The sequence below is a fragment of the Allocatelliglobosispora scoriae genome, from assembly GCF_014204945.1.
In the GTDB taxonomy this organism is placed as follows: Bacteria; Actinomycetota; Actinomycetes; order Mycobacteriales; family Micromonosporaceae; genus Allocatelliglobosispora; species Allocatelliglobosispora scoriae.
Map to the genome: position 1 here is coordinate 1978175 of NZ_JACHMN010000002.1, position 16900 is coordinate 1995074.

At 69.0% G+C, this 16900-nt stretch carries 10 protein-coding genes; 6 read left to right on the forward strand and 4 right to left on the reverse strand.

Annotated elements, in window-relative coordinates:
* The first annotated feature begins 43 nt into the window (after positions 1-43).
* Together F4553_RS14575 and F4553_RS14580 are read left to right on the forward strand one after the other, a co-directional pair.
* Positions 44-2203: a HelD family protein gene (locus F4553_RS14575; RefSeq protein WP_184836299.1), complete on the forward strand. Its 2160-nt coding sequence runs from the start codon at positions 44-46 to the stop codon at positions 2201-2203.
* Between the two features lie 197 nt (positions 2204-2400).
* Positions 2401-4551, forward strand: a complete 2151-nt coding sequence (locus tag F4553_RS14580; RefSeq protein WP_312875216.1) for a carbohydrate-binding module family 20 domain-containing protein — start codon at positions 2401-2403, stop codon at positions 4549-4551.
* A 99-nt stretch (positions 4552-4650) separates the two neighbouring features.
* Here the strand turns inward: F4553_RS14580 and F4553_RS14585 are convergent, their stop codons facing one another.
* Both F4553_RS14585 and F4553_RS43135 read right to left on the reverse strand, forming a co-directional pair.
* Positions 4651-7203, reverse strand: coding sequence for an ABC transporter permease (locus tag F4553_RS14585; RefSeq protein ID WP_184836301.1), 2553 nt, complete (start codon positions 7201-7203; stop codon positions 4651-4653).
* Between the two features lie 175 nt (positions 7204-7378).
* Positions 7379-10102: a cellulose binding domain-containing protein gene (locus F4553_RS43135; protein ID WP_312875217.1), complete on the reverse strand. Its 2724-nt coding sequence runs from the start codon at positions 10100-10102 to the stop codon at positions 7379-7381.
* 202 nt (positions 10103-10304) lie between these two features.
* On the opposite strand from F4553_RS43135, the gene F4553_RS14595 reads away from it, so the two are divergent.
* Positions 10305-10589, forward strand: coding sequence for a GNAT family N-acetyltransferase (locus tag F4553_RS14595; RefSeq protein WP_184836305.1), 285 nt, complete (start codon positions 10305-10307; stop codon positions 10587-10589).
* A 1-nt stretch (position 10590) separates the two neighbouring features.
* On the opposite strand, the gene F4553_RS14600 is transcribed toward F4553_RS14595, so the two are convergent.
* Positions 10591-11802: a type II toxin-antitoxin system HipA family toxin gene (locus tag F4553_RS14600; RefSeq protein ID WP_184836306.1), complete on the reverse strand. Its 1212-nt coding sequence runs from the start codon at positions 11800-11802 to the stop codon at positions 10591-10593.
* Between the two features lie 6 nt (positions 11803-11808).
* The gene (locus F4553_RS14605) at positions 11809-12081 is read right to left on the reverse strand and encodes a helix-turn-helix domain-containing protein (RefSeq protein ID WP_221469893.1); all 273 of its coding nucleotides are present in this window, start codon (positions 12079-12081) and stop codon (positions 11809-11811) included.
* A 168-nt stretch (positions 12082-12249) separates the two neighbouring features.
* Between F4553_RS14605 and F4553_RS14610 the strand changes: the two genes are divergently transcribed.
* From F4553_RS14610 to F4553_RS14620, 3 genes are all read left to right on the forward strand, one after another.
* Positions 12250-14448 carry a transglycosylase domain-containing protein gene (locus F4553_RS14610; protein WP_184836308.1) on the forward strand — a complete coding sequence of 733 codons (2199 nt, stop codon included), beginning with the start codon at positions 12250-12252 and terminating at the stop codon, positions 14446-14448.
* 65 nt (positions 14449-14513) lie between these two features.
* Positions 14514-15932 carry an ATP-binding protein gene (locus tag F4553_RS14615; RefSeq protein WP_184836310.1) on the forward strand — a complete coding sequence of 473 codons (1419 nt, stop codon included), beginning with the start codon at positions 14514-14516 and terminating at the stop codon, positions 15930-15932.
* 298 nt (positions 15933-16230) lie between these two features.
* The gene (locus tag F4553_RS14620) at positions 16231-16872 is read left to right on the forward strand and encodes a PASTA domain-containing protein (RefSeq protein ID WP_184836312.1); all 642 of its coding nucleotides are present in this window, start codon (positions 16231-16233) and stop codon (positions 16870-16872) included.
* The last annotated feature ends 28 nt before the right edge of the window (positions 16873-16900 follow it).

Sequence of the window (16900 nt, forward strand, 5' to 3'; positions counted from 1 at the left end):
CCCGCCGCCCACGGGCCGAAGAAGACAAGACCCCGGGAGTCGCATGTCAGCCACGCAGTCCGATCCCAGCCCGCTCGAACAGGAGATAGCTGCCGAGCAGCGGCACGTGGATCGCGTCTACTCGCAGCTCACCAGGCTCCGCGAGACTGCGGCCCGCTCCGAGGCTGAGGGATACCGGATGGCCGGTGCCCGAGTGCCCGGGTCGCTGGTCGAGCGCGACGCGATGGTGTTCCACGCGGCGCGGCGGCGCCTCGTGCTCGACACCGAGCACGAGGGGCTCGTCTTCGGCCGGCTCGACCTGCGCGATCACGAGGCCCCCCGCTATGTCGGGCGCATCGGGATCCGCGAGGAGCAGACCCACGCCGAGTCGCTGCCCGACGCCGAGCGCGCCGAGCCCCTCGTCATCGACTGGCGGGCACCGGCTGCCGAGCCGTTCTACCGGGCCACCGCCGCGCATCCGCAGGGCGTGATCCGGCGCCGCATGATCCAGTCGGCGGGCGAGACCGTCATCGGCATCGAGGACGACCTGCTCGACCCCGAGGCCGCGCCGCCCGGGATGACCGTGATCGGCGACGGTGCCCTGCTCGCGGCACTCAGTCGGGCCAAGGGCACCGGGATGCGCGACATCGTCGCCACGATCCAGCAGGAGCAGGACGTCGCGATCCGGGCACCGGGCGGCGGCATCACGATCGTCGAGGGCGGCCCCGGTACGGGTAAGACGGCCGTGGCCCTGCACCGTGCCGCCTACCTGCTCTACTCCGACCGGGCCCGCTTCGCCGGAGGTGGCGTGCTCATCGTCGGCCCCTCCCCCGTCTTCGTCGACTACATCTCCTCGGTGCTCCCCTCGCTCGGCGAGGACACCGCGACGCTGCGCTCCCTCGGCCAGCTCGTCGACGGGCTGAAGGCCCGCCGCGAGGAGACCCCGGACGTGCACGCGCTCAAGGGGTCGCTGCGGATGCGGCAGGTGCTGCGCCGGGCCGCCGAGGACGCCGCACCCAGCGCGGCCGGGCTGGGGCTGCGCATCCGCTACCGGGGCGAGTGGCTGGAGCTGCCGGCCCGCGAGGCGGAGCGGATCCGTCGGCGCGTCGGCAAGGGCGCCAAGCGCAACGAGATCCGCGCCCGGGCCTTCACCGCCGTGCTCGACGTGCTCTGGGCCCAGGCCGCACCCCGGCTGAAGACGCTGGAGCAGTCCCAGTTCGACGAGGAGCTCGCCGACCACGAGGAGTTCCGCACCTTCCTCAAGCGCTGGTGGCCCCGACTGCGCCCGATCGATGTCCTGCGCTTCCTCGCCGAGCCCCGCCGCCTGCGGTGGTATGCGGAGGGCATCCTCTCCCCCGCCGAGCAGCGGCAGCTCATCGCCTCGATCCCGGACCTCGACACCGAGCCCTCGATCGACGACGTGGCCCTGCTGGACGAGATCGACGAGCTGATCGGCCGCCCGCCGAAGACCCGCAAGCGGGCCGGGCAGGCGTTCACGGTCGGCGGCGTCCGGGAGGTCACCACCTTCGCCGATCGCCAGCGGGCCACCCGCAACGTGGAGCCGCGGGAGGGCGACTACCGCGACTTCGCGCACGTGATCGTGGACGAGTCGCAGGACGTGACGCCGATGCAGTGGCGGATGCTCGGCCGGCGCGGGCGGATCGCCTCCTGGACGATCGTCGGCGACCCGGCCCAGTCGGCGTGGACCGGTGACGCGACCGAGGTCGCCCGGGCCCGGGACACGGCGCTCGGCTCCCGAGCCCGGCACCGCCACGCCCTCACCACCAACTACCGCAACCCGGCCGAGATCTTCGAGGTCGCGGCGGAGGAGATCCGGCGGATCGCACCCGATCAGCCGCTGCCCCGGGCGGTCCGGTCGACCGGCGTGGCGCCGGTGCACCTCATCGTCGAGCCGGGCGACCTGGAGAAGTCGGTCCTCGACGCGCTCGGCGACCTGCGCAACGAGGTGGCGGGCACGGTCGGCGTCATCGCGCCGGACCAGTCCACCCGCGACCTGATCATCGGGTGGCTCGGGGCCGAGCTGCCGGATCGGGTCCAGGTCGTGACGGGTCTCCAGGCCAAGGGCATGGAGTACGACGGCGTTCTCATCGTCGAGCCGGGCGTACTGCGTGCGGACTCGACGGCCGGCGTACGCACCCTCTATGTCGCCCTGTCCCGCGCGACCCAGCGCCTCACCACTCTGGCGACGACGCCCTGGCGCTGAAATCTCTTGCAATAGATCCTCTGTGTACGGCATGGGGCTCCAGCTGCGGCTGGGGCCCCATGCCGTTGCCCGCACTGATTTCGGCACCAGGAAGGGCTTCACGGGACTGAAACACGGTGCTAACGTTCCGGCAACTCCTGCAAGACTTTGCAGGAACCCACCCGCTCTGACTCCCCCATCCTTCCGAGGGAGCAACAGTGAAACATCGCCATCTAGCGGCGGCGCTCGCCAGCGCGCTGTTCGCCGCAACGGCGGTCGCGGCGTTCGCCCTGCCGCAGACCGCCACCCCGCAGACCGTCCCGGTCAGCGCCAACTCCAGTCCCGGCACCCGCGACGTCATCGTCCACCTCTTCGAGTGGCCGTGGGCGTCGATCGCCAGCGAGTGCACCAACGTCCTGGGTCCCAAGGGCTTCGGTGCGGTGCAGGTCTCGCCGCCGCAGGAGCACGTCGTGCTCTCCGGCCAGTCCAACCCGTGGTGGCAGGACTACCAGCCCGTCAGCTACCAGCTCGTCAGCCGCCGGGGTGACCGGGCGGCTTTCGCGAGCATGGTCTCGACCTGCCACGCGGCGGGCGTGAAGATCTATGTCGACGCGGTCCTCAATCACATGGCGGGCGGCGCGTCCACGGGCGTCGGCTCGGCGGGCTCGACCTATTCGCAGTACAACTACCCCAACGCCGGATACACCACGAACGACTTCCACCACTGCGGACGCAACGGCAACGACGACATCGTCTCCTGGGGCGACCGCTGGGAGGTGCAGAACTGCGAGCTCGTCGACCTGTCGGACCTGAAGACCGAGGCGGGCAACGTGCGGGGCAAGCTCACGGCGTACCTCAATGACCTGGTCGGGCTCGGCGTGGACGGCTTCCGGGTGGACGCGGCGAAGCACGTGCCCGTCGCCGACCTGCAGGCGATCTACGGCGGCGTCAGCGGATCGCCCTACATCTATCAGGAAGTGATCGAGGGCGGTTCGGGCGAGATCTCGCCGAGTGAATACACCGGCATCGGCGACGTGACCGAGTTCCGCAGCGGCGACGTCGTCGGCAACGCCTTCCGGGACGGCAACCTGTCGGGCCTCAACGGCCTGCCGGGCAGCATGCTGCTGAGCTCGGGCGACGCGGTCACCTTCGTCGACAACCACGACACCCAGCGCAACGGCCGGGCGCGGCTGACCTACAAGAACGGCAGCACCTACGGGCTCGCCGAGGCGTTCCTGCTCGCCTACAACTACGGCACGCCCGCGCTGATGTCGAGCTTCACCTTCAGCAACAACGAGGCCGGTCCGCCCACCGCGGGCAACGGCACCACCAACCAGGTGACCTGCGGTTCCGGCTGGGAGTGCGAGCACCGCTGGCGCACCATCGCCAACCTGGTCGGCTTCCACAACGCGGTGGCCGGAACCTCGGTCACCAACTGGTGGAGCAACGGCAGCAGCCAGATCGGCTTCGGCCGGGGCGCCAACGGCTACGCCGTCTTCAACCGCGGATCGTCGCTGACGCAGACCTTCACCACCGGCCTGCCGGCGGGCACCTACTGCGACGTGGCGAACGGCGACTTCAGCGGCACGAGCTGCTCCGGTGCCGTCTACACGGTCAACGGGTCGGGCCAGTTCACCGCCACGGTGGCGGGCGGCTCGATGCTCGCGCTGCACATCAACGCGCGTACCAGCGGGAATCCGTCGCCCAGCCCGAGCAGCACGCCGAGCGGTTGCACGACCGTGGCCGTGACCTTCTCCGTGACCGCGGCCACCACGAGCGGCCAGAACGTCTTCGTCACCGGCAGCATCACGCCGCTGACCAACTGGAGCACCACCGCGCCGGTGGCGCTCACCTCCGGCGGCAACCAGATCTGGTCGGGCACGGTCAACATCCCGGCGGGGCAGGCGTTCGAGTACAAGTACATCAAGAAGGACGGTGCCGGGGCGGTGACCTGGGAGAGTATCAGCAATCGCAGCCGCACCGTACCGACCGGGGTCTGCGCGGTGACCGTCAGCGAGACGTGGAACAACACGACCCAGCCGAGCCCGTCCCCCACCGGTGGCGCCTGCACCTCGGTCGCCGCGACCTTCGCGGAGAACGCGACCACGGTCCTGGGCCAGAACGTCTACGTCGTCGGCAGCATCCCGCAGCTCGGCACCTGGGCTCCGGGCAGCGCGATCCTGCTCAGCTCGGCGACCTATCCGGTCTGGACGGGCACGGTCACGCTCCCGCCGAACACGACCTTCCAGTACAAGTACATCAAGAAGGACGGCTCGGGCAACGTGATCTGGGAGAGCGACCCCAACCGGTCGCGTACCACCCCGAGCACCGCACCCTGCACCGCCACCTACAGCGAGTCCTGGCGCTAGCCAGACCCAAGATCGCCGCAACTCTTCAAGAGTTGGTGTTAAGGCCCGGCGGCCTGAAGCACCAACTCTTGAAGAGTTGCGGCGATCTTGCCCGGCGGCTCACTCGGCGGCGAGGCCCGCGATGATCGGGGCCCGGGCCGCCCGGCGCGCGGGCAGCAGTGCCGCGATGATCGCGGTGACGACGGCGAGGCCCAGGTAGAGCCCGAAGTCCAGCCACGGGATCACCGGATCGGCGTGGCCGTAGGTGTCGATCAGCCCGCGCGCCGCGAACCAGCCGATCCCGCCGCCGAGCACGATCCCCACCCCGCCGCCGACGAGCGCCACCAGGACCGCTTCGGTGAGCAGGGCAAACCTCAGCTGAGCACGCCCCAGCCCCAACGCCCGCAGCGTCGAGGACTCCCGGGTCCGCTCGAAGACCGACAGCGCCAGGTTGTTGGAGATGCCGAACATCGCGATCAGCACCGAGACCGCGAGCAGCCCGCCGAAGATCGTCATCAGCTCGCTGAACTTGCCGCTCAGCTCGTCCCGGCGCTCGGCCTGGGTGTCGATGCGGACCAGCGGATGAGCCGCGAGCGCCGCCGTGACCGCCGCCCGTCCGGCCTCCAGCGTGACGCCCTCCTTCAGATCGACGAGTGCCCGATCGGCGTCGCCCTGGCCGTAATCGCTGGTGAACTGCGCCCAGTCGAGCAGCACCTGCGCTCCGGTCGGCCCGTCGTCATAGACCGCGACGACCGTGACCCGCCCGGATCGCTCCAGCTCGAAGCTGTCGCCGACACCGAGGTCGAGCGACGCGGCGAGGTTGCGCCCGATCGCGACCGAGCCCGGCGCGAGGCCGTCCAACGACCCCGCGGTCACCTCCGGCCGGATCTTCCCGGCGAGCTGGTCGACGCTCCAGACATCGGTCCGCTCACTGTCCGCGAAGACATATTCGCGGGTACGCACAGCAGCCACCGCCGCGAACTCCCCGCCCGGGTGCCCCCGCAGATCGGCGAGGACCGACGGATCCAGCGTCGGCGACGGCCCCCCGATCCGAGCCGGGATCGGCGACACCTGGAAGTCGATCGGGAAGTTCTCCGCCAGCTCTCGCTTGGACTGGTCCTGTGCCGTGGCGACGAGCACGGTGAGCGTGGACATCAGCGCCACCCCGATCATGAGTGCCATCGCCGTGGCCGCCGTACGCCGGGGATGCCGCCCGGACTGCGTCGCCGCCAACCGCGCCGGTACGCCGAAGATCTTCCCCGGCAGCCAGCCGACCCACTGCACGATCCTCCCGGCGACCAGCGGAGCGATGATGACGACGCCCGCACCGAGCGCGGATCCCCCGGCGAAGACGACCGGCATGGCGATGAACCCGGGCGGCGCGACCGCGATGAGGGCGAGCCCGAAGAGGGCGAATCCACCGGCGACGAGGATCCGGATGATCCGGCGCCCGGGCCGCACGGCGGCGAGCTCGGCCGTCCCCGACTGCCCCAGCGCGCCGAGCGGCGACACCTTGCTCGCCTGCCAGGCCGGGAGCAGCGCGGAGAGCACGGTGACGACGGTTCCGGTGATGAGGGCGATCGCGACCGTGGCGGGCTTGAGGACCAGCGCGTGATCGGGGATCTCGGTGGCGACCGCCTCCCGCCCGGTGAGCAGCACCCACCCCATCAGCAGGCTGGCGAGCACCCCGACGGCCGAGGCGGCAAGCCCGACGACCCCGGATTCGAGCAGCACCATGCCGTAGATCTGCGATTTGGTCGCCCCGACGCAGCGCAGCAGCGCCAGCCGGCGGGCACGCAGGGCGCCGAGGATGGTGAAGGTGTTGATGATGACGAAGCCGGAGACGACGAGCGCCACGATCGCGAAGGCGACCAGCACATAGAGGAAGCCGTCGACATACTTCGCGGCGTCGACGGCGAGGTCGTGGCGCAGCTCGGAGCCGGTGATGATGTCGACGTCGCGGCCGCGGTTCTCGATCTCGGCACGGATCGCCGCGGCGAGCTCCTCCTCGTCGACGCCGGGGCGCGCGGTGGCGACTATTTCGGCGTACCCCCAGGATTGGGTCAGGTCCACGAGCTGAGCGGGAGTGAGGACCGCGACCGAGAGGCCCGACCAGCGCTTGTTGATCCCGAAGTCGAGGATGCCGACGAGCGTGAGCTTGGTGGTCCGCTCGTCGGTGCCGATGACCGTGACGGTGTCACCGACCTTGAACTGCTGCTCCTCGACGGTCCGCTTGTCGACGGCGACCTCACCGGCGGCCGCGGGGAGCCGACCGGTGCGGAGGTCGAAGACCGCGAGGGTCGGGTCGCCCGGCACGGAGAGCCCGACACCGGGCCGGTTGAAGTTGGTGAGCAGCTTGCCGTCGGCTCCGAGCAGACCCAGCTGCTCGACCCGCCGCGCGTCGACGTGGGCGACCTCCGGTACGCCGCGGACCCGGTCCAGATAGGCCGGTTCGAGGCGGCCGATGCCCTGCCAGCCGGTCTGGACGGAGACGTCGACGTTGCGCGCCGCCCGGGCGAGGTCGTCATAGAACGCCGCCGAGGCGGTGTCGCCGTAGACGAGCGTCCCGGCCAGGAAACCCACGCCCCCGATGATCGCCGCCGCGGTCAGCAGCAGCCGGGTCACGTTGGTCCGGCACTCGGCGAGCGCCAGCCGGATGATCGGATGTGTCACCGCGCCATTGTGCCCGCTTCACCTGTGAGCCCACCCCGTCACGTTGTGCAGCAAAGCGGGGCCATTCCCTTCAGAATGGCCCCGCTTTGCTGCAAAACGTAGCCGTGGGGATGGGAGCGGATCGGCCGCCGAGCCGACCCGCTCCCTTTCTCCACCGCCCGAGGAGGATCCTTGGTCAGCTCGCGGTGCAGGTCACGTTGGTCGGCAGGGCGTTCGCCGTCGTCCAGACTCCGTTGAAGCCGAACGTGGTGGTCGCCGACGGGGTGAGTGCTCCGTTGTAGCTGAGATTGGTGACCGTGACGTTCGCCCCGGTTTGGGTGAGGTTGCCGCTCCAGAGCGACGAGATCGTCTGGCCGTTGGCGTAGGTCCACTTCACGGTCCAGCCCGCCGTCGCCACGGTGCCGGTGTTCTTCACCGTCACCGTGACCCCGAAGCCACCGGGCCACTGGTTGGTCTGGACGTACGCCGCCGAGCAGGACTTACCCGGTTGCGGGCTGCTGCTGGGCGACGGTGAGGTGGACGGCGACGGGGAGGCCGAGGGCGATCGGGACGCCGACGGCGACACCGACGGGGAGGCGGACGACGACGCCGACGGCGGGGGCGACGCGGAGACCGAGGGCGACGTGGTGCTGATCCGGTCCCCGACGATGATGCCTCGTCCGTTGGTGCCGACGTAGACGCGGCCGAAGATCCTCGGGTCGCCGGTGATCGCCTCGCCGATGTTGCCGTACTGGTGCTGGTCGTCGTTGATGCGCAGCCACGTGGTGCCCGAGTTGTAGGAGGCGTAGATGCCGCGGACGCCGTCGACCTGCGCCACCGTGAACAGCGTCGGATAGGTCGACCCGCTGGCCGCCTTGCCGAAGCCGATGTTGTTGGCCTGCTGCACGTTACTGAGCTTGGTGAAGCTGGCCCCCGAGTTCGTCGAGTGCCACAGCCCGTAGACGCCGGTGACGGTGTCGCCGCCCGCGAGCCAGATGTCGCCCTCGCGGCCGGCCACGGCCTTGAAGTGCGTGCTCACGGTCGGCAGGCCGGTCGCGGCGGTGGCGGTGAAGGTCTGGCCGCCGTTGGTGCTGACGTAGAAGGTGCCGCCGGACCAGGCGTAGAACTTGTTGGGGTTGACCCGGTCCGACTCCACGATCGCCCCGGCCGGTACGCCGGTCGACGAGCTCCAGGAGCTGCCGCCGCCGTAGCTGACCGCAGCGCCCTGCGGTGCCCAGACGATCTTGCTGCCGTCCGACGCCACCGCGACGGTGCCGCCGCCGGTCACCCCGGACGGCTCCTGCCCCTGGTACCAGTTGGCGCCGTTGTCGTTGGAGATCCCGATGCGGTTGGTGTTGGGGCTCGCCGTCTTGTCGACGTTGCCCACGCGTACCACATAGTTGGGGTTGAGCTCGGCGAAGTCGGTGCTGGTGGTCGAGACGAACGCGGGCGTGGTGAACATCATCGACGGCACGGCGTCGAGGTTGGTGTGGCGGAAGCCGCCGATGTCACCCAGCGACGAGATCAGGTTGGCGCCGCTCGGCGGGCTGTCGAGATCCAGTACCGCCGTCTCCTCCAGGCCCTTGGCGAAGACCTTGATCGAGAACGGCGTGTTGGTGTCCCAGTTCTTGAGCTGCTCGGTGCCGTAGATCGTGGCCCCGGTGCCGTAGAGCATCCGGTTGCCGTTGAACGGGTCGATCTCCAGCGCCTCGTTCATCCAGCCCAGCTTGGGCGTGACCTCGGGCAGCTGCGGCTGGGCGCCGAAGGTGAGCCACGGTGCGGCCGAGATGTCCATCGTGTAGCGGTAGGTCCGGCTGGGGTAGCTGCCCCAGTCCCAGATCCGGGTCCAGGTCGCGCCGCCGTCGGTGCTGCGGAAGAACTGGGCATCCGGCCACCAGGAGATCTGCGTCGCCACCATGATGGTGTTCGGGTTCTGCCGGTCGATCGTCAGACCGCTGTAGCCGAAGTAGTCGTCGGTGCTGCTGGACGGGATCGGGCTGATCTGGGTCCAGGTGCCGGTCGCGGTGGCGTACTTCCACACGTCGCCCTTGGCGCCGTCGTAGGGGCCGCCGGTGTCGCTCGTCGCGATGTAGAGGTAGCCGCCGGTGGTGTCCAGAACACCCTTGTGCGCGATGTACCCGGTCGGCTGGCCGGCGACGCGCTCCCACGTCGTACCCCCGTTGGTGGTGCGGTAGACCGTGTTGGCCTTGTCCGCGACACCGACGTAGATCGTCTGGGTGGTGTTGCCCGCGGTGCCGGTGCGCTTGTCGAAGGTCACCCAGACCACGCCCTGGTTGTCACCGAGGTAGGGGTCTCCCGGCGACTGGACGTAGTTGCCCGGGTTCGGGAACGCGGTGACCTTGGCCCAGGTCACGCCGGAGTCGGTGCTGCGCCACAGGCCGTTGCCGCTCGGCGCGCCGAAGTAGAGGACGCTGTTCTTGTTGGGGTCGATCGCGAGGCGCTCGCCCATGCCCCGGCCGGGCATGTTGCCGCCGAGCTTGAACGGCAGCGGGCTCGTCGCCCAGGTCGCACCCTTGTCGCTCGAACGCAGGATGGCACCGTTGTTGGGATCCCAACTATTGGTATACATCCCGGCCGCGACATAGACCTTATTGGGATCCACGGAGTCGGTCGCGAGGCTGACGACGCCGTTGTAGCCCCAGTTGTTGAAGCCCACCCAGTCCAGCAGCGGGATCCACTTCTGCCCGGCCTGGTCCCAGCGGTAGGCGCCGCCGATGTCGGTCCGGGAGTAGATCAGGTTCTGCTGCGTCTGGTTGAAGATGATGCCTGGGACGAAGCCACCACCAACGACCTGGGCGTTCTTGAATGCGTAGGGGTCCGACGCCGCTGCCTGCGCGGGCGTGGCAGGCACGAGCTGGGTCACGACCGCGGTGACGGAGGCGACGAGCCCAGCCGTCACCGCACTGATCAAAGTTCTTCGCAGCTTGCTGTGTTGCATGTGGGTGTCCCTTCTGGACGCGTCCGTGGAGTGGCGCGCTTGGGCGTGGGAGCGTTTCCATCAGATTTCACAATCAGACGCTGTCAATGTCAATAGTTTGGCGTGCCAACGAACTAGTTCCCTGCCGCGCGGCCGGTCCCGGCCGCGGATTAAGATCGATCCCATGGAGATCACCGTCGTCGACTCACTCGATAACAACCGATTCGAGGGGTACGCCGACGGCACGCTCGTCGGTTTCCTCAACTACTCGCGCCGGGACCCGACCGTTGTCGCCCTGACCCACGCGGAGACCCTGCACCCCCACGGCGGCCAGGGGGTGGCCTCGGCGATCACGAAGTTCGCGCTCGACGCGATCCGCGCCGAGGGAGTGCTGGTCCGGCCGTCCTGCCCGTTCGTGGCCGGTTACATCGCCGACAACCCCGCCTACGCCGACCTCGTGGCCAGGTAACTCAGCCGCTGGTCAGCATCCGTCGACGGAAATCGACTATCTTGCGCAGCTTGCGTATCTGACCGCTGTCGAAAGGCAGCGAATCCAGGCCTGGCAGCCACAGGTCAGCTCGGTCGCAGAGTTCGGTGATGGCGCTGCGCGTGGAGCGCTCGGGCAGCCCTAGCGAAGTCCCGAGCGCGATGAAGCTCCGAAGAGGGATATCAGGTCCACGCCTCCCATTGATCGACAGTGCCATCGTGTGATCGTTGTAGATCGCGGAACTCGGGACGTCGAAGGCGGGCGAGATCCGCCACTCGCCGCGTGGATTCTGAAGTACCGCGAGGTTCTTGGCATGGGCATCGCCGTTGCCGGTGAGGTAGGCGAAGGAGAGCTGGCGCAGCAATTCTCGACCGGCCACCCCTCGCGATCGGGTGAGGCTCGCAAGCGTCGCGCAGACCGCCTCGGATGTCAGCCCGTACTTCTGTGCCGGATAGCGGCCCATCGCCTGGCACGCATCCTCGAAGGCGAGCGGGCGGAACCCGCCCTCGCCGGGGATACGGTCGAACCGGCGTACGAGCAGCCCCACTGCTCCCTGATTGTCCGTCACGAGATTGGCATCGGATGCCGAGAGCCCACTCTCGCGCGCGGCGCGCAGGAAGAACGCCTCGTTCTCAACGAGGTGGGCAAACTCGGGCGGATTGAGTTTCAGAATGAAGCGAGCGTCCCTGTCCGCCACCGGCAAGGAGATCATCCGGGCGGAGACCTTCTCCTGCACACCCGGCAAGCCGACGCGATCGGGATCCTCTCCGATCGACATGGCGAAGACCTCCGCGAAGGAGATCTGAGCGAAGTCGGGTACCTCCAGTTGCGGCCGAGGCTCCTCCAGCTGATCGCCCTCCGGCACCACGGTCACATCGCCGGGCATGTCGGAGCCCACTGCCAGGAGCAATGAAAGATCATCGTCCGCCGACGTTTTGACCGCCCGGCGCAGTGCCGACAGACGCCGCCCTTCTGGCAACAACCCGGCGAAGAACGGCGGCACCGCGCCGGCTGGATACATAACCGCCTGCGGTCCCATCGGCAGCGTCGTGGCGACCGGCGGGCCCTCGTAATCGGTGACGTAGCGAAACTCAACCCCCTCAGCCAAGCGAGTCAAGGTGGCCGCCAACACCCCCTGCTTGTAAACATCGGCCCGATCGACGGTCGGCAATGATTGGAGTTCCGGAGATGCCATCTCGGGTTACACCTCACCAACGATGAGGCCACCCGGGCCGGGCTGCAGTTCAAGGGTGAAGCCCAGCACCTCCAACACGTCGAGCATCTTGTCCAGCCGCATCGTCTCTTTGGCGTTCTCCATCGAATGGACGAATCGGGCCGAGCACTCGGCGAGTTCGGCGAGTTGGTCCTGCCGCAGTCCGAGTTCTTCTCGACGCGCGCGCACGGCGATCGCCAACGCGGCAACCCTGGATGCACGATCGTGCAGCGGCGGCTGCGCTTCCCTCGGCTGGCCCATGCCGCCGACCCTAGCATGCACGATCGTGCATGCTAGGGAACTATCTCGGCTCTCAGCCCGCAAAAGAGGAACCGTAGTGCACGATCGTGCATCCTGAGGGGATGTCGGTGACGCGACAAACGACACACATACCAGACAACTCCCAGGTCGAGCGGGCACTGTAGGCGGGTGACCGCCCCCAGCCGCCGCAAAGCCCTGTCCAAGCTCGCCCTCGCCGTTCTCATCGCGAGCGGCCTCATCGCCGGTGTCGCGATCCCGGTGACCGCGGCCGCTGCCTGGGCCCTGGACCACGCCGGGGTGGCCTACGACGAGTTGCCCTCGGAGCTGCGCAACCCGACATCGGTGCAGGCGAGCTACCTCTACGCCAACGACGGCAAGACGCTGATCACCACCTTCTACGACCAGAACCGGCGGGACGTGAAGCTCGCCGACGTGGCCGAACCGATGCGCAAGGCGATCGTCGCGGCCGAGGACGCGCGCTTCTACGAGCACGGCGGGGTCGATGTCAAGAGCATCTTCCGGGCCGCGGTCGCCAACGGGACCAGCGGTGACGTGGAGCAGGGTGCCTCGACGCTGACGATGCAGCTCGTCCGCAACGTGCTGAAGAACGACCCCAATCTGACGGCGGAGGAGCAGGCCGAGGCCGTCGAGCAGACTCCGGGGCGCAAGCTGCGCGAGGCCCGGTACGCGATCACGCTGGACCAGACGCTCAGCAAGGACGAGATCCTGGAGCGCTACCTCAACATCGCCTACTTCGGTGCGGGTGCCTACGGCGTCTACGCCGCGAGCCACACCTATTTCGCCAAGGACCCGAGCAAGCTGACCGTCGCGGAGTCCGCGCTGCTCGCGGGGCTGCTGCAGTCGCCGGAGGCGGACAGCCCGATCAGTGGTGACGAGACGAAGGCGCTGGGTCGGCGTACCTATGTGCTCCATGCGATGAGCGCGATGGGCGCGATCAGCGAGACCACCGCGAAGGCCGCCGATGCGGAGAAGCTCGTGCTCACGCAGGGCGCGACCCCCAACGACTGCACGGCGGTGCCGTCGGCCCACAACGACTGGGGCTTCTTCTGCGACTACTTCCGCGACTGGTGGAGCGCGCAGGCCGCCTTCGGGGAGACCGTCGCCGACCGGCAGACCGCGCTGCGCACCGGCGGATACCGCATCGTCACGTCGCTGGACCCGACGGTGCAGGCCGCGGCGCAGAAGCAGGCGCTGACCGTCTACGGCTACAGCAACAAGCGCGCGGCGCCGATGGCGGTCGTGCAGCCCGGCACCGGGCGGGTGCTCGCGATGGCCGTGAACCGGAAATACAGCGTCGCGCCGAACCCGAAGGGGCAGAAGAACTACCCCAACACGGTCAACAAGCTGATCGCCGGTGGCGGTGGCATCCACGGCTACCAGGCCGGCTCGACCTTCAAGATGTTCACGATGCTCGCGGCGCTGGAGTCCGGCCAGACCCTCGACACCGGTTTCAACGCGCCCGGCAAGCTCGTCACCGAGTATCCCGACGGCGGCGAGAACGCCTGTGACGGCTACTGGTGCCCCGGCAACGCCAACCCGAGCTGGATGAACGGCTACCGCACCATGTGGACGGGCTTCGGCAGGTCGGTCAACACCTACTTCGTCTGGCTGGAGCAGCAGATCGGCGCCGAGAGGGCCGTCGCGATGGCCGAGAAGCTGGGCATCAAGTTCCGCGACGAGGAGAGCGCCGACCTCGCCGCGAACTCGCCCGGGTCCTGGGGTGCCTTCACCCTCGGCGTGGCCCTCACGACGCCGCTGGACCTCGCCAACGCATACGCCACGATCGCCTCGGAGGGCACCTACTGCTCTCCCCTGCCGGTCGAGTCGATCACCGATCCGGCGGGTAAGGCCCTCGACGTCGCCAACCCCGCCTGCCACCGGGCCATCAGCGCCGACGTGGCGCGCGCGGCCACCGACGCCGCGCGCTGCCCGGTGGGCCAGCAATCGGCTTTCAACCGCTGCAGCGGGGGTACGGCCACCCAGGTCGACTCGCTGCTCGGCGGCCGTGACGTGGCGGGCAAGACGGGCAGCACCGACGGCAACACCACGGAGACCTTCGTCGGCTTCACGCCTCAGCTCGCGGCGGCGATGATCGCGGCGAACCCCGACGACACCCGCGATGCCGTCGGCGGACCGATCCAACAGGACGTGATCGAGGCGGTCGCGCGTACGCTCGCCGCCTCGCTGAAGGGCCAGCAGAAGGCCGAGTTCACGGCACCGTCGCTGAAGCTGGCGTTCGAGTCCGGGCACAACTGGACCCGCCCGAAGAAGCGTGACGGCGACGAGGCGCCCAACAGGACGCCGACGCCCGGCACCACCAGCCCCAGCCCGCCCTCCGTACCCTGAGATACTAGCGGTGGCGATACTATTCCTTAAGATAGTATCGCCACCGCTAGTATCTGGAGGCTGGAGTGGCCGACTTCATCGGGCGGCAGCGCGAGCTGTCATCGTTGACGCAGAGCCTGGACGAGGTGCGGGCGGCGGTCGCCGCTGAGCGCCCCGGGCAGTGCCTCATGCTGCGCGGGCGGCGCCGCATCGGGAAATCCGCCCTGGTCGAGGCGTTTCTCGAAGCGAGCGGTGCACCCTACGTCTTCCACACCGCCGAGATCGGCACCGGCGGCGACCCGCTGCTCGCCTTCACCGAGTCGGTGAGCTCGTCGTCGCTGCCCGAGGCGGCGGTCTTCAGCGAGTCCACCCCCGGCAACTGGAACGCCGCCCTGCGCCAGCTCGCGAGCATCCTGCCGGAGGACCAGGCCAGCGTCGTCGTCATCGACGAGCTGCCCTACCTCATGGACGAGTCCGGCTCCTTCGAGAGCGTGCTGCAGCGGGCCTGGGACCGGGAGCTCTCCCGCAAGCCCGTGCTGCTCATCCTGGTCGGCTCGGACCTGGCGATGATGGAGGCGCTGACCTCCTACGGCCGCCCGTTCCACCAGCGGGGCATGGAGATGCCGATCGGGCCGCTCAACCCGGCCGACGTCGCGGCGATGACCGGACTCGACGCCGCCGAGGCCTTCGACGCCGCCCTGATCACCGGCGGCCTGCCGATCGTCTGCGCGCGCTGGAAGCACGGCGAGGGCATCTGGTCGTTCCTGGCCCGGGAGCTCGCCAACCCGGTCAGCCCGCTGCTCGTCTCCGCACAGCTCTCGCTCGCCGCCGAGTTCCCGGAGCAGGCCCAGGCCCGGGCGGTGCTGAGCGCCATCGGCTCCGGCGAGCGGACCTTCACCAACATCGCCCGCGCCGCCGGCGGGATCGCGCACACGACGCTGACCAGGGCTGCCGAGCTGCTGGTGGCGAAGCGCGTCATCGTCGGCGACCTGCCGATCTCGCTGCAGGTCTCCAAGGAGCGGCGCTACCGGATCACCGATCCCTACCTGCGGTTCTGGTTCACCTTCCTCGGTCCGCACCTGGCCGAGATCGACCGGCTGCGGTCGGACCTCACCCTGGCGCGGATCAGGGACGGCTGGACCGGGTGGCGGGGCCGGGCGATCGAGCCGCTGGCCCGCGAGGCACTGGCCCGGCTCCTGCCCGCACACGGGATCCGGGCCGCACCGGCGGTCGGCGGCTTCTGGACCCGCAGCAATGACATCGAGATCGACATCGTCGGGGCGGACCGGCCGGCGATCGCCAAGGAGCTGCTGTTCCTCGGCTCGATCAAGTGGTTGGAGCACTCGTCGTTCGACAACCACGACCTGGCTTCACTGCAGCAGCACCGGGCCCGGATCACGGCCGAGCCGCTGCCGCTGCTCGCGGTGACCCGCTCGGGCAGCACGGCCCGCAACCTCGACGCCGTCTTCGGCCCGACCGACCTGCTCAGCGCCTGGCAGGCGTGACCCACTTAGCACCAACTCTTGAAGAGTTGCGCCGATCTTGGCCTTCGGCACTGGGGCCCGGAGGCCGGCAAGAGTGGCACATGCGTTCTGTCGCTGAATCGAGATGTTCAGGTTGCTGGATTGACTAGACGGGGTGGCCTGCGGATCATCGAGGGATCATGGCCGCCCGATAGTCCGGAATCTGACCACGTCCTGACCATTCAGCGGACCAATACGTACCTGGCGGGCGTTGCCCTGATCAGGTTGTTGGACGACGATGTCTTGCTGTACGCGCGTACAAAGGACTTGAGAGGCCCCAGTGTCGGAAACCCCCACCCCAGAGCCGTCTGAGCCCACGCCGCCACCGCCGGCCGACGGCTCTGACCTGCCCCGCGATGCGCGGGGCCGGTACCTCACCCGTCAGCAGCGCGAGGAAGCGAAGGCTGCTGCGGCTGCCGGCGCTTCCGAGGAGAGCGAAGAGGAGCGCGCACGCCGGCGTCGTCGGCGCATCATCCTGCTCCTGCTGCTGTTGCTGATCCTGCTGCTCGTCTGCGGCTGCGTCGGCTACTGGTGGCGCAACAAGAACACCACCGCAGACCCGGCGACGTCGCCGAGCGCCGTGGCGACCAGCGCTGCCGCTTCACCGACGGGTGCGGCCTCGCCGAGCCCGTCCGCAGCGGTGACGCCGTCCGCCAGCCCGTCTGCCGCTCCTTCGCCCTCGCCTACGACCGCCGCGACCATCGCGGTGCCGAACGTCGTGGGCAAGAAGTCCAACGCCGCCGAGTCGATCCTGACGGCCGCCGGGTTCACGAACGTCGTGTTCCAGGACGCCTCGGGCGCGACCGTCACACCGTCGATCAGCTTCGTCGTCGTGAGCCAGACGCCGAAGGCCGGATCGAAGGTGACCGCGGACACCCAGATCGTGGTCGTGGTCAAGCCGCAGAGCAGTGGTCTCGGCTGACCCAGCACCGAAGCAGATCGTGATGAAG